This is a genomic window from Streptomyces sp. SKN60, assembly GCF_026236535.1.
Taxonomy (GTDB): Bacteria; Actinomycetota; Actinomycetes; order Streptomycetales; family Streptomycetaceae; genus Streptomyces.
Genome location: NZ_JAHTMW010000015.1, coordinates 127,517 through 149,828, shown reverse-complemented (window position 1 = coordinate 149,828; position 22,312 = coordinate 127,517). Strand labels below are relative to the sequence as shown.

The window sequence follows — 22,312 nt, the reverse complement described above, 5'->3', positions numbered from 1 at the left end:
CATAATCTGCTTTGTGCTAGGAGAGTATCGGATCGAAGGTCGTCGCGCATCGGAGATCGCCGCCAGCGTCGAGCGCGGGGTCGGTGCCGGGCAGCTCAAGCCCGGACAACTGCTGCCGCCGATGCGGGAGTTGGCCGCCGGGCTCGGAGTGAACCCGAACACCGTGGCCGCCGCCTACCGCACCCTGCGCGAGCGCGGGGTGATCGAGACCGACGGGCGGCGCGGCAGCCGGGTGCGCGCCGCGCCCGCGACCACCGCGCGCGGCTCGATCCGGGTCGACGCCCCCGAGGGCGTGCGGGATGTCAGCAACGGCAGCCCGGACCCCGCGCTGCTGCCGCCGCTCGGGGAGGTGCTGGCCGCCGTCGCGCGCGAGTACGCCGAGCGGGCCCCGCTGTACGGGGAGGCGCCGGTCGACGAGGAGTTCGCGCGGCTCGCCCGGGCGGCCTTCGACGCGGGCGGTGTGCCGGCCGGGCCGGTCGGGGTCGCCTCCGGCTCGCTCGACGCCGTCGAGCGGGTGCTCGCCGCGCATCTGCGGCCGGGCGACGCCGTGGCGGTGGAGGACCCCGGCTGGGGCAGCCTCCTCGACCTCGTGCCCGCGCTCGGCCTTCGGCCGGTGCCGGTCGCCGTCGACGACGAGGGGCCGCTGCCCGAGGCGGTGGCCCGCGCCCTGCGCGCCGGCGCGCGCGCCGTGATCGTCACCGACCGCGCCCAGAACCCGACCGGCGCCTGCGTCACGGCCGAGCGGGCCGCCGCGCTGCGCGCGGTCCTCGCGGCGCACCCGGACGTGCTGCTCGTCGAGGACGACCACGGGCACGGCATCGTCGCCCAGCCGCTGCACCCGCTGGCCACGGGGGAGGGCAAGTGGGTCTTCGTGCGCTCGGTCGCCAAGGCCTGGGGCCCCGACCTGCGGATCGCCGCCTTCACCGGCGACGCGGAGACCGTCGACCGGGTGCTCGGCCGGCAGCGCCTCGGCCCCGGCTGGGTCAGCCGGCTGCTCCAGCGGGCCGTGGTGCACCTGTGGACCACGGGCGCGATCGATCCGGCGGCGGTGGCCGCCTCGTACGGGGCGCGGCGCGACGGCCTGGTCCGGGCGCTCGCCCGGCGCGGCGCCGAGGCGCACGGGCGCAGCGGCATGAACGTCTGGGTTCCGGTCGCCGACGAGACCGGCGCCGTCGCCCGCCTCCTCGCCGCCGGCTGGGCCGTCGCCCCCGGCGCCCGCTTCCGCATGGACGCGGGCCCTGCGGTCCGGCTCACCGTCTCCGGCCTCGCCCGGACCGACCTCGAACCGCTCGCCGACGCGGTGGCGTACGCGGCGGGGCCGGCGCCGGCGCGGAGCTACGGCTGAGGGTGTGGCCCCGCGCTACGAGCGGGTGCCGGCGGTCTCCGGGCGCGGGGCTTCGGCCGGGGCGGCGGCCACGGGCGGCGTGGGCTCGGTGCGGCGCGGGCCGCGGGTCTGGGTGAGGGCGGCGCCCGCGAGGACGATGACCGCGCCGACCGGGGTGTTCCAGGACAACTGCTCGCCGAGGAGGGCGACGCCGGCGGCGGTCGCGATGACCGGGATGAAGTACGTGACCATGGAGGCCGTCGTCGGGCCGACCTCGGCCACCACGCCGTACTGGAGCAGCATCGCGCAGCCCGTGCCGAGCGCGCCCAGGGCGATCACGGAGAGCAGCGGAAGGACCGCGAAGGACTCCGGCCGGCTGGTGAACAGTGGGGTGACCAGGGCCAGTTGGATCGTGGCCAGGCCGACCTGGGAGCCCGCGAGGGAGAGGTTCGAGGCGCCGGTGCCGGCCAGGGTGCGGCGGACGTAGATCCAGCCGACCGCGTAGCTGAAGGAGGCGAGCAGGGCGAGCGCCGTGCCCGTGACGTCCAGGCCCGAGAAGCCCTGCCAGGCGCCGAGCACCGTGAGCACCCCGACGAAGCCGATGCCCAGGCCCGCCGCGCGCACCCGGGTGGGACGGTCCTCGGAGAGCGCCACCAGGGACAGGAGCATGCCCCACAGCGGGGTCGTCGCGTTGCAGATGCCCGCCAGCGTCGACGGGATGGTCAGCTCCGCGTACGAGAACAGTGAGAAAGGCAGCGCGTTGAGCAGGAACGCCGCCACCGTCAGATGGCCCCAGGTGCGCGCGCCGCGCGGCAGCCGGTCGCGCTTCACGACCATGGCGACGGCGAGCACCGCCGTGCCGAAGAGCAGCCGGCCGAAGGTCACCTGGAACGGCGCGAAGCCGTCCGTGCCGACCTTGATGAAGAGGAAGCTGAAGCCCCAGATCAGGGCGAGGACGCCGAAGCGGACGCGCCAGTCGACCTGCGGCCGGCGGGGTGCGGAAGGGGTGGCGGGGCTGCTCATGGAACTCAGGGTGACCGAGCCGACCTCGTAGTACAAGCGAGAATCATTGGAGACGACCTCTTAGAATCGCTTACATGTTGAATCTGGAGCGCCTGCGGACCCTGGACGCCGTCGCGCGGCACGGCTCGGTGAGTGGCGCCGCCGAAGGGCTGCACGTCACGACCTCCGCCGTCTCGCAGCAGCTGGCCAAACTGGAGCGCGAGATCGGACAGCAGCTGCTCGCCCGCAGCGGCCGGGGGATCCGGCTCACCGACGCCGGACTGCTGCTCGCCGAGCATGCCTCCCGGATCCTCTCGCAGGTGCAGCTCGCCCAGGCGGACATCGAGGCGCAGCGCGGCCAGGTGGTCGGCGAGGTGCGGATCGCCGCCTTCCCCACGGCGATGCGCGGCCTGTTCCCCGCCGCCATCCGTTCTCTCCGCTCGGCCCACCCCGAACTGCGGGTGCACACCGCCGAGTTGGAGCCGGACTTCGGGACCCGTGACGTGCTGCGCGGGGACAGCGACCTCGCCGTCGTCCTCGACTGGAACAACAAGCGGGCCCCTGTCCCCGCCGGCCTCGAACGGGCCCATCTGCTCGACGACTCGGCCGATGTCGCGCTGCCCGCCGACCACCCGCTGGCCGGGCGCGCCTCCGTCGAGCTCGACGACTTCGCCGACGAGGAATGGGTCTCCTGGCCGGCCGGCGAGTTCTGCCACGACTGGCTGATGTTCACGTTGCGCGGCAAGGGCATCGAGCCGCGCATCGCCCATGTCGCCGGCGACCACCACACCCAGCTCGCGCTGGTCGCGGCCGGGCTCGGCGTGTGCGTCGCGCCCCGGCTCGGCCGCCCCGCGACCATGGACGGGGTGTCCTTCGTGCCGGTACGCCAGCCGGTGCGCCGCCACATCTACGCGACCTGGCGCACGGACGCGGGGCGCCGCCCCTCGATCCGCGCGGTCGTCGAGGCGCTGCGGGAGGCGGGCGCGGCGCACGAGAGCTGAGCCGCGCACCCCTCCGGCGTGCGGCTCAGATCTTGCGGAAGTCCCAGGACGCGACGGCGTCCGGAGTGAGCCGCAGCCAGGCGTGGCGGCCGTCGTGCGGCATCGCGTCGAGGCCGAAGTTCTTCGCGGCGAAGAGGCGCTCGACGGCGTCGAGTTCGGGGCACGGCTCACCCGTGCGCGGGGCCTCGCCGACGAACTCCACGGTGCCCGAGAGCTCCACGCCGCGCAGCTCCCCGTACTCCACCCCGTCGTCGACCACCACCGCCACCTGCGGCCGGGCCCGCAGCTCGGCCCAACGGCGGCTGCGGGTCAGCGAGTAGAGCCAGAGCGAGGCGCCGTCCCAGGCGAACCAGAGCGCGCTGACGTGCGGGCGGCCGTCGGCCGAGACGGTCGCGACCCGGCAGGTGCGCTGTTCGGAGAGGAAGGTGTCGAGCTCGGCCGGGGTCATCATGATCCGGCGTCCGCGGCGCTGTGCGACGCTCATCGTGCGCACCCTTCTGGATTTCCTGGAATTCTGATGGAGTGTCAGAAATCATGGGGCCTACGGGCAGCCGGGGGCAAGGAGGAGGACGTCATGGGCGAGGGGAACCGGCGCAGGGAACCGCTGAGGGACCAGCTCAGGGAACTGCTCGCACCCGACGGGGCCGTGCTGCTCACCGTCGAGTGCCAGCAGGGCGTCGTGGGCGCTGACAGCGCCCTGCCCGAACTCGCCGCCGTGGCCCGCTCGTCGGGCGCCCTGCACAACGTCGCCCGGCTGGTCGCCGCCGCCCACGAGGCCGATGTGCAGGTCCTGCACGCCGTCGCCGAACGGCGCCCCGACGGGCGCGGCGCCAACCACAACGCGCGCCTGTTCCGCGCCGCCGCCCGGCTCCCCGTACAGCAGCACACCGGCAGCACCGCCGTACGGATCGCCGCACCGATCGAGGTGGCCGAGCAGGACCTCGTGGTGCGGCGGCTGCACGGCCTGTCGCCGATCGCCGGCACCGACGTCGATCCGCTGCTCCGCAACCTCGGCTGCCGCACCCTGGTCGTCACCGGCGTCTCCGCCAACGTCGCCATTCCCAACGCCGTGTTCGACGCCGTGAACCTCGGCTACACGGTGGTCGTTCCCGCCGACGCCATCGCGGGCGTGCCGGCCGACTACACCCCCGCGATGATCCGCAACACCCTCGCCCTGGTCGCCACCATCGCCACCACCGACGACGTGCTCGGCTGCTGGAAGGCGCCGCGGCGAGCGGCCCCGGGGGTCAGGCGAGCCTGATCGCCTCCCCGGCCACCTCGATCGGCATCGGCTCCAGGGGCTTCGTCGCCGGTCCCTGCTTCACACTGCCGTCGTTGGCGTCGAAACGGCTCTGGTGGCAGGGGCAGACGATCACGCCGTCCGCCACGCTGCCCACGGCGCAGCCCTGGTGGGTGCAACGGGACGAATAGGCCTTGAACTCGCCCTGCTTGGGCTGGGTGACGACCACGCCCTTGTCGGCGAACACCTTCCCGCCGCCCACCGGGATGTCGCCGGTCGTCGCGAGCGGCGCGTTCTCCTCGTGGACGTCCGAGCCGCCGGAGCCGCCGGAGCCGTTCTTGCCGCCGTTGTCGCCGCCGCCGCAGGCGGCGAGGGCCGCCGTCAGACCCGCTCCGCCCGCCGCCGCGACGACCGTCCTGCGCGCCACACCGCTCATCTCGTACCTCTCCCATCGATCAGAATGCGCCTTGATCCGCATGCGCCGCCCATGCTGTCGGACACGGGCGCTCCGCGTCAGCCGTACGCGGGGACGCGATCCGTTCGGCCGTCTCAGCCGTGGCGCGCAAGCGCCGCCGCGCAGGCCTCCCGGGCCGCCCGGTGCACCGCGCGGGCGATCCGCGCGCCCCACAGGGAGCGTGGCCCGGCGAAGGCCTCCGGTTGCCGCCCGTCGACCGTGCCGGGGGAGGGGCAGGCCACGCATACGGCGTCGGTGGGGGTGCCGGAGGCGTCCGCGCCCAGTTCCACCAGGGCCTGCGTCTTCGCCTCGGTGGCGGTGGCCACCGCGTTGACGAGGGCGGCGTCGGTGAGCGGCACGGGCAGCGAGACGAGGATGTTGATGGTGCCGGGGCGGCGCGGTGCGGTGAGGGCGCCGTCGTCCGGGACGGCCGCCCAGCCCCGTACGCCGATGCCGGCCGTGACCACGGCCTCGGCGCCGCCGTCCGCCGCGTGGCACCGCTCGGCCACCGGAGCCGCCGTCATCAGGCCCACGCCCGGCCCGTCGAGCCCGGCGTCCACGGCCAGCGCGCGCAGATGGGCGACCGGGTCGAGCCGCCCGTACCCGGGCGGCACCTGCGCGTTCAGCACCCAGCCGCGTTCCCCGATGCCCCCGCCCAGCACGGCGCTCGACACCATCCGCGTCCCCGGCCCCGGCGCCCACACGAGCATCGGCCACCGCTGCCCGTCCTCCTCGTGCGCGAGCAGGACGGCCTCGCGGAGCGGGCCGCGGGTGACGAAGGGCGCGGGAGGTGCGGGGGGTACGGCGGGTGTGGCGGGGGCGGTTCGCAGAGGCACGCCGCACCCTAACGCGGGCCGGGACCCCCGTTCTGGGCGGGCCTCAGTGCGCCGTCCGTTCCCGCAGGGTCGTCCGCCAGGCAGGCTGGGCCCCGGGAGCCTCCGACTCCGGGGTTTCCGGTTCGGCGCGGCGGCCGCCGTGGGCGAAGAAGTCGGCGAGGGGGAGGATCGCGGCGCCGATCGTGACGGCCTCCGGGCCCAGGGTGCCGAGGCCGATGGTGACGCGGGCGGCGGGGTGGTGGAGTGCGTAGGCGCGGGCGTGGGCGCGGACCTGGGCGAGGAAGGCGTCGCCGAGCTGGAGGCCGGCCCAGCCACCGACCAGGATGCGTTCCGGCTGGAAGAGGTTGATCAGGTCGGAGACGCCCGCGCCGAGGTACTCGGCGGTCTCCTCCAGGACGGCGACCGCCGTGCGGTCGAGGGCGTCGGCGGCGGTGAGGAGGGCGGCCAGGGCCGTCTCCTCGTCGGCGCCGGCCGGAGGGTTGCCGCCCGCCTCGCGCCAGCGCGCGACGAGGGCCTCCGCGCCCGCGTACGCCTCCAGGCAGCCCAGCGCGCCGCAGCGGCAGCGGCGCCCCCGGACCCGTACCGTCAGATGACCCCACTCCAGCGCGCGGCCGGGCCCCATCGGGTCGGTGGCCACGCAGGCGCCGACGCCCGAGCCGACGAGCACGAAGACCGCGCTGCGCGCGCCGCGCCCGGCGCCGAACCAGAGCTCGGCCTGACCCATGGTGCGGGCGCCGTTGTCGATCCGGTACGGGACGGCGGCGGGCAGGGCGCCGGTCTCGCGAAGCAGGCGCTCCAGCGGGACGGCGTCCCAGCCGATGGTCTGGCCGTGCACGACGGCGCCCTCGGGCCCGCCGTGCGCGACGATCCCCGGGACGCCGACCCCGACGCCGAGCAGCCGCTCCGGGTCGACACCGGCGGTGCCAAGGACCTCGGCGATGCCGTCGCGGATGTGGCCGACGACCACCCCGACCTCGTACCGCGCGGGCGGCTCGGCGGCGTCGACGGCCAACGGGCGTTCGGTGCGGGCGAGTTCGGTGAGGGTGAGGTCGAACAGCTCGATCCTGACCCGGGTTTCGCCGACGTCCACACCGATCATGCAGCCGCTGCCGGGGCTGATCCGGAGCAGCGTACGGGGCCGGCCGCCGGCCGAGTCGACGCTGCCGGCCTCCTCGACCAGGCCCTCGGCGGCCAGTTCGGCGACCACGTTGCTCACCGAGCCGGAGCTCAGACCGGTCGCCGGTCCGAGCGCGAAGCGGCTCATCGGACCGTCGAAGTAGAGTCGCCGCAGCACCGTGGTGCGGTTCTCGCGTCGCAGGTCGCGTACTGTGCGGCCACTTGTCGCTCGCACCGTAACCCCCGTTCTCTCGCGCCTGTTCCGCAAGATACACCGGGTGCGAGGCCTTGACACGCTCTTCCCTTGTTGTTTGACTCACGTCATAAATTAAGCCTGGGTCGAAAGCCTCGATCTCCGGGCTCCGAACGCCCGCCACGGGGTGAGGGACGTCCCGCCCGCCCCCGTACTGTCCCGGCGGGTGACGTGCCGGGCCCAGCCGGTCCGCCGACTCCGAGGCGAGCCCGGCCGGGTCCGGCTCCATCATGGTGCCGGGCGAGGTCCGGGGCGAGGGTTGCCGCGTGCGTCGGGCCCGGCGTGCCTCAGGCCGCCGCGTCCACCCGGACGTCGCCGCCGTCCGTGGTGGCGGACAGCCGGTCCGGCGCCGTGTACGCCGAGAGCAACGAGGTCGACACGCTGAAGGGCCGCGCCAGCATCACCCTGAAGCAGCCGAAGACGACGGACGGCTCCCTGGTCCACTCCAAGTACCTGCTGGGCAACGCACCGCACGACGCGTACGCGGGGGACTTCGCGTCGCTGCTGACGTACGCGGTGCCGGCAGTCTGCCCCGTAGGCAGGTCGCACGCAACGAGATAGGCGCGCTGTGCCCCTCCGGGTCCCTGGAGGGGCACAGCAGCGATCGGCCGGACAACCTCGGGCTTGAGGTCAGTCAGTCCCCGATGAACCAGAGAAATCTATGTGATCCCGGAGTCACCATGCGGCACAGGGTGTTGAGCTCCTCCATGAATTCGGCCGAAGCTGAGCACGTCGATGTGTACGAGTCGAGCTCGTTCAGAAGCTGCCGTACCTGAAGGCCATTGAAAATGGTATCCCCGTAGGGGTCGATTCCACTCAGGTACGGGTAGCGTGCGGCATCGATCCCGAAGAGTACCGGATTGAAATCGGGATCCGCAATGATCTTCCGGAGTACCTCGCCCCGCGCCTTTCGGGCCTGAATGGAAATCATTCCTACTCGCTTCCGATGGTTCGGATTCACCCTGACCGGCCCCAGGCGATTCGCATCGCCTGGAGCCGGCCGTCGATCAGTGGGCGAACGGTTTTGTCAGATCGCGTGGCAGACCTGGGTGCATGGTCACGAGATTACCCGCGTCCCATCCTTCGTTAGGCCTTCGGACGATCGTCAGAATCGTCGTTGGGAGGCCCTTTTCGTCAGTCCCCATGTGCTTGCCGGTGTCGATTACCCATCGAACGTTTCCAGTGGCTTCCTGAACTCGTCCGATGAAACGCTTGGATTGAGATGCCAGGTTCAGAAGAGAGTCACGGTCGCTGAGCTCCGGGGCGAAGGTCGACTTGCCTTCGACGTTCTCGGCTCCTCCCGCGACATGGCGGGGCTCGACGTGGTCCTCGATCTGGAAATCGTCTTCGTCGCCACAGTTGTGGACGAGGATCGGTGCGGAACCCGCCAGCACGTAGTACGTGTGCTCGCCGGCAACCGTGAGGTTGCGGACCTTCTTGTGCTGGGTCCACCGCTTGACCTCCGTGACCTGGACCCAGGTGCCCGAGGAAGTGCGGAGCACATCACCCGCGGTGAGGTCGGTGGCCTTCAACCAGGAGTGCAGGGACGGGACCCAGATGGGATGACCGTCGGTGGCGGTGATCTTCTCGGACGCGTCGCCCTTGGCGCCGTCGGTGTCGATCGTGATCTCGACGAGGTTTTTTCGACCCTCGCCGATGATCTGGGCCACGACCGGTCGGGCCTGCGTGCTGCCGGACTGCTCGTCCGTCGCGACGACCTGGTCCCCGATTTCGACGTCCTCGATGGCCTTCGAGGAGCCGTCCGCCATCAGGACCTTCGTGCCGGGCACGAAGCTGTTGCAGGTGCCCTTCTCCTGTCCGCCGGTGTCGGTTTCCTTGCCACCCGACTTCTTCGGCTCGTCCGCCTTCTTCGGCTCAGAGGACTTCGACGCCTTGCCGTCGCCGTCAGCCTTCTTCGCCTTCTGCGCCGAGGACTTGCCCTGCTTCGCCGCCGTTGCCGCGGCCTCGTCGGCCTTCTTTGCGGCTGCGGCAGCGGCCTCCTGGGCGGCTCTGCGGGCCGCCGCGGCCTCTTCCTCCAGTTTTCTCGCGCGTTCGGCCGCTTCTTCCACCTGGCGTTTCCACTCGGCCAGGTCCTCGGCGTACTTGGCCATGGCCTGCTGGTACCGCTCGACCTTGCGCATGATGTCGCGCGCCATAGCGATCTTCGAGGCCCAGCTGTTGAATGCCTCCCAGGCCCGGTCGAGGGCCTTCAGGATGCGCTTGGCGCGGCCCGCGAAGGGCAGGGCGGCGTCAAGGGCGAGGCTTGCGCAGGCCCAGCCGTCGCCACTGAGGCAGGACTTGATGTCGTTGTAGCCCGAGACGTCCTTGAGGATGCCCAGGGCGACTTCGAGGGCGACGTCCAACGCGCTCTTGCCCTGGACCATGCGGGCCCAGGCTTCCTCCGCGGCCGTGAAGTCCATGACGGGCATCACGGGCGGTGCGATCGACAGACCGCTCGGGTCCGCGTACGTCACCGGCGAGTTGTTCGCGTAGGCGTACGGGTTCATCTGCTTGGGTTCGTTGTAGTCGACCACGGGGTCGACGGAGAGGAACCGGCCGAGTGCAGGGTCGTACTCGCGCGCTCCGAGATGGACCAGACCGGTGGTCTCGTCGACCTCTCCGCCGACGAAGCCCTTCTTGCCCGGCCACAAGGACGGGACGGTCCCCCGCGCTTCGCCGAAGGGAGTGAACTTGCGGCGGGTGATGGCCGAGGTCGACGCGTCCACGGCTGTGGTGGCCGTGCCGTTCTGGTCGCCCATCAGGTACGACGTGGTGATCACGCCGTCCTTCGCCGTTTTGACCATCGCCGGGCCGGCCGGGTGGCTGTAGTACCGCGTGCCCTCCAGCTTGCCCGCTGCCGTCAGCTTGACCTCGGTGCTCGGCAGATACAGCGTGGTGCCGGTCTTGTCGCGCTTGATCAGACGGTTGCCGCCGGCATCGTAGACGTACTCCGTCGACTCGGTGCCCTTGGTGATCTTCGCGAGCTGGCCCGAGATGTCCCAGTCCAGCGTCTGAGTGTTGCCCTGGATGGTCCGGGTGCGGGTGTTGCCCGCCTCGTCGTAGGTGTACGACTCGGTGCGCGAGCCGCCCGGCCCGGAGGTGTCGACCTTCGTCAGCTGGTTGGAGCGGGGCTGGCCCGCGGTGCCGTACGTGTAGAGACGGGTGACGTCCTGGGTGAGGTCACCGGTCGGGGAGTGCTGGATCTCCTTCGTGCGGTTGCCGGCCGCGTCGAAGCTGTATGAGGTCCAGTACGGGTTCGGGCCGCCCACCGAAGGGGTGGACCCGGGACCGGCAGATCCGGGCTTGGCAGCGCAGTCGTCCGTGGCGGTCCATGCCTCGTTCATCCGGCGCAGGTAGTCGTACGTGAAGCACTGGACGTCGGCCGTGGCCTCCGACCCCTCCTTGTCCGTGATCTTCAGGATGTTGCCGACGTCGTCACGCTCGAACGTCGTGTCGTTGATCCGGCTCGGCGACACCTCACGGTCGTTGACCGTACGCAGGAGGTTGCGGGTCTGCTCGTCGTAATAGTGCGTCGAGTAGACCTGGGATCCGGCCGGTCCCGACTCCGTGCGCAGCACGTCGCCCATGGGCGAGTAGTCGACCTTGCCGACGAACGTCTTCCCTCCGACGCCCATGATGGTGGGCAGCTCGAAGTGGTTGTACGTCTGCGTGGTGATCTCGCTGGGCAGGCCGCCGGCCGCCGGCTGCATCGTCCACGCGGTCAGACCGGTATTGGGGCGGTAGCCGGTGGAGAAGCTGTACGTGCCGGCCAGAGCGCCCTCCGAGGCCGGGATCGTGATCTTCGACCCGGTCGGGCGGTACTCGGTGTCGTAACCGGTGACCTCCTGCTTGTAGGCGTTGCCGTCCACATACCGAGTGGAGGCGACAGGCAGGCCCTTCGCCCCGGGAAGGGTGTCGTACGTCGTCGAAGCCAGCACCGGGCCCGTCACCGAGCCCTCGTGCGTGGCGACGACCCGGCCCACCACGTCGTACTCGGGGGCGAGGGTCTTGCCGCGCGCGTCGGTCACGGACTGAAGCCGGTCGCCCGGGCCGTACGTCATCGTCGACGTACCCTTGTCCGGGTCCGTCTGCTTGACCTGCCGGCCACGGATGTCGTACTCGAACCCCCAGCGGTCACCCGCCTGGTTGACGACCGACTCCAGCATCCCGCGCCGGTTGTACGTGTACCGCGTCGTGTCGTACGCCCCCGTCGGCGAGTCCGCCTTGAAGAAGCGCAGCTCCGTCTTGCGGCCCGCGCCGTCCAGGAAGGCCCGGGTCGGGGTCTCGCCCTTCGGCGGGTCGACGGTGATGTTGTCGCCGCCGTACGTCGTCGTGGTCCGGGAGGTCTCCACGCCGAACTTGCGGGAGATCTGGGCGGTCGCACGGCCGGAGCCGTCGTACGTGGTCATCGTCGAGGACGGGACCTCGTTGTCCTTCGGGTCCCACTGGACGCCGGAGGCAGTGCCCTCGGTGTAGTAGGCGCCGTTGGACTTCCAGACCTGACCGAGGCTGTTGTAGAAGGTGTCCGAGATGACCCGGCCACCGCCCAGCGCCTCCATCTGCGTCTGACGGATGCGCAGGCTCGCGTCGTAGATGTCGTAGCTGGTGCGGTAGGTGCCGTCGTCCAGGAGGGCCTTGTTGGTGATGACCACCGGGCCGTCGGTGCGGATGTCGTACGAGAACTCGCCGTCCGGCGACTTGCTCAGCGGGTCGCGGTCCGGGGACCAGACCTTGAGGAGCCGGCCGAGGGCGTCGTAGCGCATGACCTGCTTGCGGCCGTTGGCGTCCGTCTCGGTCAGGACCGAGCCGCGGGCCTGGTCCGTCTCCGTGGTCTTGGTGTGGCCCAGCGGGTTGGTGGTGGCGACCTTGTTGACAATCTGGCCAGAGGCCGGGGTGTAGGCGGTACGGGTGACCTTGCCGAACACGTCCGTCGTCGCCGTCGGTCGGCCGTACGCGTCGTACTCGGCGCTGCCGTCCGTGGTGTACTGCGGCGTGCCGCCCGAGTAGCCCGAAAGCGACTCCGTCGACTGCACGTTGCCCGCCGCGTCGTAGTGCATCCGCACGTCCGACGTCACGTCCTCGGGGCGCGCGACGTTCGTCGCGTCGCACGCCTTCGCGACCGACTCCACCCGCTTCTGCCGCGCGATGATCCAGCGCGCCGGGTCCTCGTCGTACTCGTAGCGGGTGCAGCTGTCGTCCGACGGGTCGGCGATGTCGCCGCGGTTCGAGACCGACTGGGCGAAGCCCCGGTCGTCGTAGTCCGTGTGCATCGCGGTGCGGCGCCAGCCGCGGCCGTCGGAGAGGAGGATGCGGGAGGCGACGTCCGAGGTCTGCTGGACGTACGACTCCTGCGGCTCGATGTCCTCCTCCGGCACCGCGCCCTTGCGCAGGCGGGTCGCCGTGGGGCCGTGCAGCCACGGGGTGTAGGTGGTGGCCGCCTCCAGCGGGCCGCCCTCGCCGTCGTAGGCCAGGACCTCGCGGGTCTGGCCGGCGAAGAGGCGGTGGTCCGGGATCTCGTTGCCCTCGGAGTCCTTCACCTTGACCGACTTGGTGCCGCCGGAGGGCGTCGCACGGTCGCCGTCGAGGCCGCGGAAGAAGAGCGTCTCCGTCTGCGAGCGCCGGTCGGGGGCCACGCCGATGTAGGTGCGGACCCGCTCGTAACCCCGCCACTGCGACCAGGTGCGGGTCTTGGGCCGCATCATCTCGGTCTCGTCGTCGAAGGCCCATGCCGGGTCGCCGATGAACTGGTACTCGGTGCGGCGCGTCGGCGAGTTGCCGTTGCGGTCCTCCTCCTGGACCCAGTCGACGACGTGCTTGTGGAACCAGTCGGTGACGTAGAGCTTGCGCTCGCGCGTCGGGTCGTTCGGGTCCGGGATCTCGGAGATCACCGGGTAGCACCGCATCGTGTTCGTCTCGGGGGACGAGGGCAGCGCGGTGGCGGAGCACTGGGTGTCGGCGTAGTGCGCCAGGATCGTGGAACCGGTCTCCGTGTCGATCGCCTCGACGCGGTAGCGCTTGTACGGCGGCTTGCCGTCCGAGGCGCCGTCGACCCGGTTGTCGAGCTGCTTGCCGCGGAACTTCACGGGCGGCAGCGGCAGGTCGCCGCCGTTGCGGCCGGTGTGCCGGATCTCGGACAGCCACAGCGGGTAGTCCGTGCCGTCACCGGTCATCGGGAAGTCCTGGGTGAGCTTCCAGGTGTCGACGGGCTTGCGCCCGGTGCCGTTCCAGACCGTGGTGGTGACCTCGGTCAGGCGCTTGCGGGTGAAGAAGGTCGGGGTGAACCGGCCCTTGCACTCCTCGTCCTTGGCGCACAGCTGGTCGCCGGGGGTGTCCGGCCACTGCTTGGCGATGGTCCAGTCGGCCTCCGGCTTCAGCTTCGCCGGGTCGCAGTCGAACTCGGTCGTCGTCAGGCAGCGCTCGGCGACCTCGAAGTCCACCTGGGCCGGGGGCTCGGCGAACAGGTCGTCGCTGCGCAGGCCGTACGAGATGTGGTCCAGCCAGCCGGAGCGGTCGTACGGCCGGGCCGTCGAGCCGCCGGCGATCTGGTAGTTGGAGCCGTAGTAGTTGGTCTCCTTCTCGTACCAGTACGTCATGGCGTTGCCGCGCGGGTCCACGACGTAGTCGAGGTTCCAGCGGTACACCTGGTCGCACACGGAGTCGGCGAAGGCGGCCGTGTAGCAGGGCTCACCGGGGTGGTTGCCGTAGACCGGCACCGTCCAGGCGGAGTTGGTGACGGACCTGCCCGTGGTCCAGCCGGGGACCTTGTTCAGGCCGAAGTAGAACTGGATGCCCTGCGGGTTGGTGAACCGCCAGTGGTCGCCCTCCTTGTCCCCGTTCTGGGCGCCCTGGAGCAGCTCGACCCGGGAGCCGTCGTCCTTGGCCGGGCGCCACTTCTTGGTGGCGTCGTCCAGGACGAGCTGGGTGGAGCCGCCGTTGAGCGACAGGGTGACCATCGGGGCGCCGTGGCAGAGGTCGCCGGTGTCGTCCTTCGGGTTGTTGTACCCGGAGTTCGGGCGCTTGTCCTGGCTGCACGGGACGTAGGACCGCTCGATGTAGTTCGAGGCCAGGTCCCAGCCGTCGCCGACCCAGGAGGTCTGCTGCGCGGAGGCCGAGGTCCGGCCGTCGATCGTCGAGCTGGAGTAGCCGAGCGTCAGCGACGGGCTGGGGCCGCCGAGCGAGGCGGGGATGTCCAGCGGGTACGACCAGGAGAAGTCACCCGCGGAACCGCCGGCCTGCCAGGAGCCGGAAGGGTTCAGCGAGGTGGCCTTGTACGTGCCGTTGGAGCCGTCGGCGCCCGCGGTGGCGGCCAGCGTCACGGACTGCGTGCCGGCGGTGGCCATCGAGCGCAGGGCGCCCGTCGCCGTCGTCACCGGCTGGGCCGGGGCGTCGAAGGTGGCGACGAGCTTGCCGGTCTTCGGGTCGTTGACCGTGGTGACCGGGGTGCCGCTCCGGCAGCCCGGCTTCTTCGGCGTGGTCAGGGCACAGGCCGGGAGCGCGGTGAAGCGCAGCCGGGAGCCCCAGCCGCCGCCGTAGGCGTTCTTGAAGGCGTTGTAGTCGAGCTCGACCGAGACGGGAGCCGAGGCGCTGCCCGCGTCGGTGCGCTGGACCGACAGGAGCAGGCTGTTGGCGAGTCCGGCGCGGCGGGCCGCGGCCCGGTCGAGCAGGCCGACCTTCACCTTGATCGGGGCGGTGTTCGCACCGGCGGCCGGCTGCTTGACGGCGCGTGCGGCGGGTCCGCCCGCGGTACGGGGCGGGAGCGCGGCGACGTTCACCGGCAGGGTGCCGGCGCGGACGGCCTTGCCGGCCTTGCCGGTCTTGGCCGACTTGGCGGCCGCGCTGCCGAGGGCGCCCCGGGTGGCCGGATTCCGCTGCCCGGAGGGCGCGGACTCGGGGGCGGGAAGGGTGATTTCGGCGGAGCCGGCCTTCGGCCAGGCGATGGCCGGAGCCTTCTTCCAGCTCTTCTTCTGGGACTCGGCGGGGCCGGGAGCCGGCTTGCCGGTGACGGGCGCGCCGCCGACCTTGGTGAGCTTCTGCGTCTCCAGGAGACGCAGGTCGGAGGGGGCCGCCGTCGCGTCCACGGTGGTGAGACCGGCGGTCATCAGACTCAGTGCCAGCAGCGGTATCGGCCACCGCCAGGCACGCCTGAGAGGCGCACGCCAGGCGTGCGCCTTGGATCTTCTCAAGATTCGAACACTCCGTGAGATCAAGATGAGAGAAGCGTGAAACATGTCATGATCACGCTTCAGGTGACGGCGCTGAACCTAACAGTGGATCCGTCGGGGCGTCGAGGCGGCGCGAGGACGGCCTCTTGAGGGAGTGTCAGGGATCAAGGCGCTGGTCGTCCTGGAGAAAACCGCATTCGGGGGAACGGATGTGAGCCTCCGTCAACCTGGTTGCGACCCGGGCGTGGTGCGACAGGCCCGAGGGCGGGAACCCGTCACACGAGAGCCGCCGCTGCTGCTACAAATAATCGAACGCCAACGGCCGATCGTCGAGGTGGCCGGGAAGCGGTCATCGGCGAGCGGCCGGAACCGACGATCTCGGCCACCCGCTCCGGCGCGGCGGCCGAGCCGAACCCCGAGGACCCACTCCGTGAGACCCAACCCGACGCGTGTCCGCGTCGACGATCCGCCACGCCGCCGCGGCACGCTCCGCGCCGCCGCCGGCACGGTGCTCGCCGCCCTGCTGCTCGGCACGCTGCCCGTCGCCGAGGCAACCGCCGCCACCACCCCGACGGGCCCGGGCGGCACCACCACGGGCCGCGCCGCCGCGGACGCCGGCGCGTCCAAGGCCGACGCCGCCAAGACCGCGGCCGACGCCGCCGTCCACGCCAAGGCGACCAAGGAGGCCAAGCGCACCGGCAAGCCGGTCGAGCTGCCCTCCAAGCGCACCGAGACCGACGACGTCTGGGCCAACCCGGACGGCACGTTCACCCAGAACCACGCCCTGGCTCCGATCCGCGTCCTGCGCGGCGGGAAGCTCGTGGACGCGGACACCGGTCTGAGCCGGCAGAGCGACGGACGGATCGCCCCCCGCGCCACCCGTGTCGGGCTCACCTTCTCCGGCGGCGGAAGCACCCCGCTCGTCACCATGCGCAAGGACGGCCGGGACATCTCCCTGAGCTGGCCGAAGCCGCTGCCCGCCCCGAAGATCGAGGGCGACAGCGCCACGTACCCCGAGGTGCTGCGCGGCGTCGACCTGCGGGTCACCGCCGACGTCACCGGCTTCTCGCACCAGCTGATCGTCAAGAACCGCGCGGCCGCCGACAACCCGGCCCTCGCCTCCCTCGACTTCGGCCTCAAGGGCAAGGGACTGACCCTCCGCAAGGAGGCCAACGGCGAGCTGCGGGCCCTCGACCCCGCGGGCAAGGCGCTGTTCAGCTCCGGCAAGCCGCAGATGTGGGACTCCGGCGCCGACCAGCCGGCCGTGCAGGCCACGACGCCCAGGACGGCAGCCGCCAAGCGCGCCGCCGCGGTCGCCGACCCGGTGGAGGCCGTCGACGGCATCTCCATGGGCACCCGCCAGGCGGACCTCGGCGTCGCGCTGAAGGGCTCCACCCTCACCCTCACGCCCGACCACAAGCTGCTGACCGCTCCGGGTACGAAGTACCCCGTCGTCATCGACCCGATCTGGCGCGACGACTGGAAGTCGGCGTGGACGCTGGCCTACAAGCACAACGCCTTCCCGAACTCGGCGAACACCAACTACTGGAACGGCGGCACCCTCAGCAAGGAAGCCCGCGTCGGCTGCGCCAAGGACTCCGCCAACAACTACGCGGTCGTCTGCGCCAAGACCTTCTTCCAGGTCGGCATGGGCAGCCTGTGGGACAAGCAGATCCTGTCCTCCACCTTCCGCATCCAGCAGAAGTACGCCGGGTCCTGGAGCTGCCAGTCCGGTGACCTCCAGATCTGGGACACCGGCACCATCGGCTCCTGGGTCACCTGGAACAACCAGCCCAACTGGCAGCGCCTGGTCGACTCCTCCGGCCAGTCCTTCGGCGGCCGCAACTGCCCCGGCGACGGCGACACCATCGAGCTCAACGTCACCTCGGCGGTCGCGGACGCGGCGCGCTGGCACTGGCCGGCCTGGACCATGGGCCTGAAGTCGGCCACCGACACCGTCGACGTGTCCTGGCGCAAGATGAACCCGGACAGCGCCCGCATATCCACCCAGTACAACACCGTGCCGAACTCCATCTGGGAGCGCGGCTCCGACCCCTCGGTGTCCTGTGGCGGCGGCATGATCGGCACCACGGACGAGGTCGTGCTCCGCGCCCGTGTCTCGGACGCCGAGGACAACGCGCTCCGGGCCGAGTTCAACTACTGGAACGACAAGGACTACTGGGGCACCATCAAGCGGCCCCAGGTGTGGGTCACGAACGGCAACGTCGCCCAGGTGCGCATCCCCGCATCCGAGCTCCCCACCGGCACCTACCGATGGGACGTCCGCGGCCTGGACGACTACGCGGCCGGCCCCTGGGCGGGCCAGTGCGTGTTCAGCATCGACGCGACGCGGCCCAGCCATCCGCCGGTGGTCAGCTCGGTGGAGTTCCCCGAGAACGATCCGGACAGGACCGCCGAGGCGCGTACGAAGGGCATCTTCACCTTCGGCGCCAACGGCGAGACCGACGTCGAGAAGTACCAGTGGTGGACCGAGTCCGACCCGAAGGTGCGTGAGGTCCCGGCCTCCTCGATCGGCGGCAACGCGACCGTGGAGTACACCCCCTCCACGACCGGTCCGCAGACGCTGTTCGTCCGCAGCCTCGACGGGGCGAGCAACCGGTCCGACCTCAAGGCGTATCTCTTCTACGCCAAGCGCAAGGCGACCCGTGACAAGCCCGGCGACCTCAACGGCGACGGGACCGTCGACATCTGGAGCGTCGACCCGGGCTCCGGCCAGCTGTGGATGCACCCCGGCAAGGGCGACGGCACCTTCGACCTGTCCAGGAAGCTCGACCGCGGCTCCTTCGCCGACGTCGTGTCGCTGTCCCACCGCGGCAGCTGGAACGAGGACTACTACGAGGACCTCGTCGCCCTGCGCCCGTCGCCCGACGGCAGTCGCAAGGACCTGTACGTCTACCCGGGCAACGGCGGCGGCGACCTCCAGCCGATCGACGCCAACCGCACCCCGGTGGCCACCCTGTCGCCCGACAACGACCACTGGGCGCAGGCCGACCAGATCCTCGTGATCGGCAGCGTCAACGACGACAACGGTGACCAGAACGTCGACGACGCCGACCAGCCCGACCTGCTGGTCAAGACGGGCGGCGAGCTCTACCTGTACTTCGGGAACACGATCGGTTACCTGGACCTGGGCCCCACCGGTGTCCGCCCCCCGGTCCTGCTCGGCAACGCCGACTGGCAGGACATGACCCTCATCGCCCCCGGTGACCTCAACGGCGACAAGCTGCCCGAGGTCTGGGCCCGCGACAAGGTCAGCGGAAAGATCCACCAGTACACCAGCAAGGTCACCACCGACACGTCGGCGACCACCGTCGCCGACCTCGCGGTCTACGGCGACGCCACGGTCCGCTCCACCTCCATCGCGACCGGGTTCACCGGCACCGCCCAGCCGAACCTGACCAGCGACGGCGACTTCGAGGCCGACGGCTATGTCGACCTCTGGTCGCGCGACGCCAGCGGCGAGATCACCGAGTACCCGGGCCGCGCCGCGAGCGGCGGTTCGGTCTTCGGCGCCGGTCGCCGTCTCGTGCTCGGCGGCACCCCCTGGTCCGAGTGCCAGAGCTTCACCTCGGCCGACACCGGCACGCACACCCTGTGCGGCCCGATCCTGGCGAAGTACCTGGCCAAGGGCGGCCCGAGCGGCTTCGGCCACCCGACCACGGACGTCCTGGTCCCGCAGGACGGCGAAGGCCGGTACGCGCACTTCCGCCAGAACGGTGCCGGCGGGGAGAACTCCTCGATCTACTGGCACCCGACGACCGGTGCCTGGATGGTCTTCAACGCCATCCGCAGCTACTGGGTCTCGCTGGGCGCCGAGAAGAGCTTCCTCGGCTACCCGACCTCCGACGAGTCGACCACGTTCGAGAGCGACGCCTGGGTCACCACCTTCCGCGGTTCCGGCGGTGACGGCGCCATCTACTGGACGTACGACTTCGGCGGGCGCTCCATCCACGGCACCATCTACAAGAAGTACCTGGCGCTCGGCGGCCCGGCCGGCTTCGGCTACCCGACCACCGACGAGACCAACGTCGACGACGGCGTCGGCCGCTACAACCACTTCCGCCGCCGCGGCGAGACCTCCGACTCCCGCTCCATCTACTGGACCACCAGGACGGGCCAGGCCTGGGGCGTGTGGGGCAGCATCCGCAACAAGTGGCTCGCGCTGGGCGCCGGCAAGAGCTGGCTCGGCTACCCGCAGTCGGAGGAGTACGACGTGGCGGGCGGTCCCCGGACCGACTTCGAGAACGGCTACATCCGCCACAACCGCTACACCGGCGCCACGGACGAGCACCACTGGGGCGACCGCACCGACAGCCTCCGCAAGGAGCTGGCGGGCGACTTCAACGGCGACGGCCGCTCCGACATGGCCACCGTCTACGACTACGGCGCCGACGCCATGCAGGTGTTCACGCACCTGGCCAAGACGGACGGCGGCTTCGCCGCCCCGAAGATCGCCCACACCAACCCCGCCTGGACCTGGCGGGTCTCGCAGTCCCAGTGGGTGTCGGGTGACTTCAACGGCGACGGCCGGGACGACCTGGCCGCCCTGTACGGCTACGGCGACGGCTCCAGCGGCATGTTCACCTTCCTGGGCCAGACCGACGGCACCTTCACCTCGCTGCCCCGCAGCGCCTACACCGGTCCTGGCAACTGGGACACCGCCAAGGGCAAGATCGTCGCCGGCGACTTCAACGGCGACGGCCGGGACGACGTCCTCATGATGTACGACCACGACAACAGCACCACCGGTGCGTACACGTTCCTGTCGAACGCGGACGGTTCGTTCAAGAACATCTTCGTGAGCTGGTGGTCCGGCGCGGGGACCTGGAACCAGAGCAGCGCCAAGTACGTGGCCGGTGACTTCAACGGCGACGGCAAGGACGACGTCGTCGGCGTGTACGGCTACGGCGACGGCGCGGTCTCCGCGTTCACCTTCCTGGGCAAGCCCGACGGCGGCGTCTGGCCGGGAGTGAAGTCCTGGACCCGTACGCCCGGCCAGTGGGAGTGGTGGCGCAGCAAGGTCACCGCGGGCGACTACAACGGTGACGGCCGCGCCGACCTCGGCATCATGTACGACTACGGCTACGGCAACTCCTCGCTGTTCACCCTGACCGGCAAGACGGACGGCACGATCAACGAGGACTTCCGCAGCTGGCAGGCGCCCTCCGGCACCTGGCACGTCCAGAACGCGTCGTTCCCGGTCTCCGGCGACACCGACCACGACGGCCGCGAGGACATCGCGATCATGTACAACGACGATGCCGGCACCACCGCGGCCCACACCTTCAAGGCCCGCACCGACGGCGGTTTCGACAACCCGCTGAAGAGCTGGCAGTCGGAGCCGGGCACCTGGTGATCCCGGACTGCCCCCTCTGAGCAGGTCATCGCCCTCCGGGACCCCAGCGGTCCCGGAGGGCGACGCCGTTTTCCCGTAGGGCCGGACGATGGCGAGGTACTTCGGCGTTCACCCGCAGACCCGCACCATCGGCCCCGCGCCACCGATCCCGGCACCCCTCGCCGGTGATCACCCTCGGTTACTATGCTCTCTTCATTCGTCCATGGCTCGTAAGGCTGAAGAGATGGGTGGCCTGGGAAAGTGTTGGAAGAGGTCGTAGCGACCCGCTATGTCACGCCTTTGCGTGAGGGCGGCTCGCTCCCCGGGATCGTCGAGGCCGACGATCTCGGCACGTACGTCATGAAGTTCACCGGCGCCGGGCAGGGGCGCAAGACCCTGGTCGCGGAGGTGATCTGCGGGCAGTTGGCCCGGCGGCTGGGGCTGCGGGTGCCGGAGCTGGTGACCATTCAGCTCGATCCGGTGATCGGTCTCTCCGAGCCCGATCAGGAGGTGCAGGAGCTGCTCAAGGCGAGCGGCGGGCTGAACCTCGGGATGGACTTCCTGCCCGGCTCGCTCGGCTTCGACCCGCTCGCGTACGAGGTCGACCCGAAGGAGGCCGGGAAGGTCGTCTGGTTCGACGCCGTGATCAACAACGTCGACCGGTCCTGGCGCAACCCGAACATGCTGGTCTGGCACGGCGACCTGTGGCTGATCGACCACGGCGCCACCATGATCTGGCACCACAACTGGCCCGGCGCCCAGGCCTCCGCCGCGAAGCCGTACGACGCCTCCGACCACGCCCTCGCGCCCTTCGCGCCCGACGTCGCCGCCGCGGCCGCCGAGCTGGCCCCGCTGGTCACCCGCGAGCTGCTGACCGAGGTCGCGGCGGACGTGCCCGACGAGTGGCTGGTCGACGAGCCCGGCTTCGACAGCACCGACGAGCTGCGCGCCGCGTACGTGGAGGCGCTGCTGCCGCGCGCCGCGACCATCCACGAGCGGATCACCCTCGGGCCGCGCACCGAGCGCCGCCCGCAGCAGCCCCCGGGCTGGCTCGCCGACCGTCTCGCCCCGCGCCCCACCGAGAAGGACAGCACCACGTGACCGACCGCGACGTCTTCGAGTACGCGCTGCTGCGCGTGGTGCCGCGCGTGGAGCGCGGCGAGTGCTTCAACGCGGGTGTGGTCGTCTACTGCCGCGCCCGGTCGTACGTGGCCGCCCGCACCCATCTGGACGAGGCCAAGCTGGCCGCGCTCGACCCGGGCGCCGACGTGACGGGCGTACGGGCAGCGCTGCACGCCGTCGAGGGCGTCTGCACCGGCGGCGAGGCCGCGGGGCAGGCGTCCCGGGACGACGCGGGCCGGCGCTTCCGCTGGCTGATCGCCCCCCGCTCCACGGTGGTCCAGCCCGGACCCGTGCACACCGGCCTGACCGCCGACCCCGAGGCCGAGGTGGAGCGGCTGCTCGACCTGCTCGTCCGCTGAGCCCGGCCCCGGCCCGCCCCGGCCGGGTCAAGGCGCGCGCCGCGTGATCCGGTGCACCCGGTGGGGCGTTGACACCGGGTGCCAGGG

At 71.3% G+C, this 22,312-nt stretch carries 13 protein-coding genes; 7 read left to right on the top strand and 6 right to left on the bottom strand.

The annotated features are described in order from the left end of the window. Positions 1-13: 13 nt before the first annotated feature. Positions 14-1,345, top strand: coding sequence for an aminotransferase class I/II-fold pyridoxal phosphate-dependent enzyme (locus KV205_RS25095; RefSeq protein WP_265866856.1), 1,332 nt, complete (start codon positions 14-16; stop codon positions 1,343-1,345). A 15-nt stretch (positions 1,346-1,360) separates the two neighbouring features. On the opposite strand, the gene KV205_RS25090 is transcribed toward KV205_RS25095, so the two are convergent. Further along, the gene (locus KV205_RS25090; protein ID WP_265866855.1) at positions 1,361-2,347 is read right to left on the bottom strand and encodes a DMT family transporter; all 987 of its coding nucleotides are present in this window, start codon (positions 2,345-2,347) and stop codon (positions 1,361-1,363) included. Between the two features lie 74 nt (positions 2,348-2,421). Between KV205_RS25090 and KV205_RS25085 the strand changes: the two genes are divergently transcribed. Beyond that, the gene (locus tag KV205_RS25085) at positions 2,422-3,327 is read left to right on the top strand and encodes a LysR family transcriptional regulator (protein ID WP_265866854.1); all 906 of its coding nucleotides are present in this window, start codon (positions 2,422-2,424) and stop codon (positions 3,325-3,327) included. 25 nt (positions 3,328-3,352) lie between these two features. On the opposite strand, the gene KV205_RS25080 is transcribed toward KV205_RS25085, so the two are convergent. After that, positions 3,353-3,811, bottom strand: a complete 459-nt coding sequence (locus tag KV205_RS25080) for a pyridoxamine 5'-phosphate oxidase family protein (protein ID WP_265866853.1) — start codon at positions 3,809-3,811, stop codon at positions 3,353-3,355. Positions 3,812-3,901: 90 nt separating this feature from the next. On the opposite strand from KV205_RS25080, the gene KV205_RS25075 reads away from it, so the two are divergent. Further along, a complete protein-coding gene (locus KV205_RS25075; protein WP_265866852.1) occupies positions 3,902-4,588 on the top strand; it encodes a cysteine hydrolase in 687 nt (228 codons plus the stop codon). Here KV205_RS25075 and KV205_RS25070 read toward each other — a convergent pair. The 3 genes from KV205_RS25070 to KV205_RS25060 all read right to left on the bottom strand — a co-directional run bounded on the left by KV205_RS25070 (position 4,575) and on the right by KV205_RS25060 (position 7,208). Next, positions 4,575-5,003 carry a Rieske (2Fe-2S) protein gene (locus tag KV205_RS25070; RefSeq protein ID WP_265866851.1) on the bottom strand — a complete coding sequence of 143 codons (429 nt, stop codon included), beginning with the start codon at positions 5,001-5,003 and terminating at the stop codon, positions 4,575-4,577. The genes KV205_RS25075 and KV205_RS25070 overlap by 14 nt on opposite strands. Before the next feature lie 113 nt (positions 5,004-5,116). Continuing rightward, positions 5,117-5,851: an adenosylcobinamide amidohydrolase gene (locus tag KV205_RS25065; protein WP_374214725.1), complete on the bottom strand. Its 735-nt coding sequence runs from the start codon at positions 5,849-5,851 to the stop codon at positions 5,117-5,119. 49 nt (positions 5,852-5,900) lie between these two features. Next, positions 5,901-7,208: an ROK family transcriptional regulator gene (locus KV205_RS25060; protein WP_265866850.1), complete on the bottom strand. Its 1,308-nt coding sequence runs from the start codon at positions 7,206-7,208 to the stop codon at positions 5,901-5,903. Between the two features lie 300 nt (positions 7,209-7,508). Between KV205_RS25060 and KV205_RS25055 the strand changes: the two genes are divergently transcribed. Further along, positions 7,509-7,787, top strand: coding sequence for a hypothetical protein (locus tag KV205_RS25055; RefSeq protein WP_265866849.1), 279 nt, complete (start codon positions 7,509-7,511; stop codon positions 7,785-7,787). Between the two features lie 446 nt (positions 7,788-8,233). Here the strand turns inward: KV205_RS25055 and KV205_RS25050 are convergent, their stop codons facing one another. Beyond that, the gene (locus KV205_RS25050; protein ID WP_265866848.1) at positions 8,234-15,325 is read right to left on the bottom strand and encodes a polymorphic toxin-type HINT domain-containing protein; all 7,092 of its coding nucleotides are present in this window, start codon (positions 15,323-15,325) and stop codon (positions 8,234-8,236) included. 493 nt (positions 15,326-15,818) lie between these two features. On the opposite strand from KV205_RS25050, the gene KV205_RS36340 reads away from it, so the two are divergent. The 3 genes from KV205_RS36340 (at position 15,819) to KV205_RS25035 (ending at position 22,225) form a co-directional block, all read left to right on the top strand. Further along, a complete protein-coding gene (locus tag KV205_RS36340) occupies positions 15,819-20,765 on the top strand; it encodes an FG-GAP-like repeat-containing protein (RefSeq protein WP_265866847.1) in 4,947 nt (1,648 codons plus the stop codon). Positions 20,766-21,005: 240 nt separating this feature from the next. Further along, positions 21,006-21,845 (top strand): HipA family kinase, encoded by an 840-nt coding sequence (locus tag KV205_RS25040; RefSeq protein WP_374214723.1) that lies wholly within the window; start codon positions 21,006-21,008, stop codon positions 21,843-21,845. Next, positions 21,842-22,225: a DUF3037 domain-containing protein gene (locus tag KV205_RS25035; protein WP_265866846.1), complete on the top strand. Its 384-nt coding sequence runs from the start codon at positions 21,842-21,844 to the stop codon at positions 22,223-22,225. Before KV205_RS25040 ends, KV205_RS25035 begins: the two co-directional genes overlap by 4 nt. The last annotated feature ends 87 nt before the right edge of the window (positions 22,226-22,312 follow it).

Bases quoted from the DNA above. Each gene is read 5' to 3' on its own strand.
- KV205_RS25090 (WP_265866855.1), bottom strand. From the start codon at position 2,347: ATGAGCAGCCCCGCCACCCCTTCCGCACCCCGCCGGCCGCAGGTCGAC.
- KV205_RS25085 (WP_265866854.1), top strand. From the start codon at position 2,422: ATGTTGAATCTGGAGCGCCTGCGGACCCTGGACGCCGTCGCGCGGCAC.
- KV205_RS25050 (WP_265866848.1), bottom strand. From the start codon at position 15,325: ATGACCGCCGGTCTCACCACCGTGGACGCGACGGCGGCCCCCTCCGAC.
- KV205_RS25070 (WP_265866851.1), bottom strand. From the start codon at position 5,003: ATGAGCGGTGTGGCGCGCAGGACGGTCGTCGCGGCGGCGGGCGGAGCG.
- KV205_RS25080 (WP_265866853.1), bottom strand. From the start codon at position 3,811: ATGAGCGTCGCACAGCGCCGCGGACGCCGGATCATGATGACCCCGGCC.
- KV205_RS25075 (WP_265866852.1), top strand. From the start codon at position 3,902: ATGGGCGAGGGGAACCGGCGCAGGGAACCGCTGAGGGACCAGCTCAGG.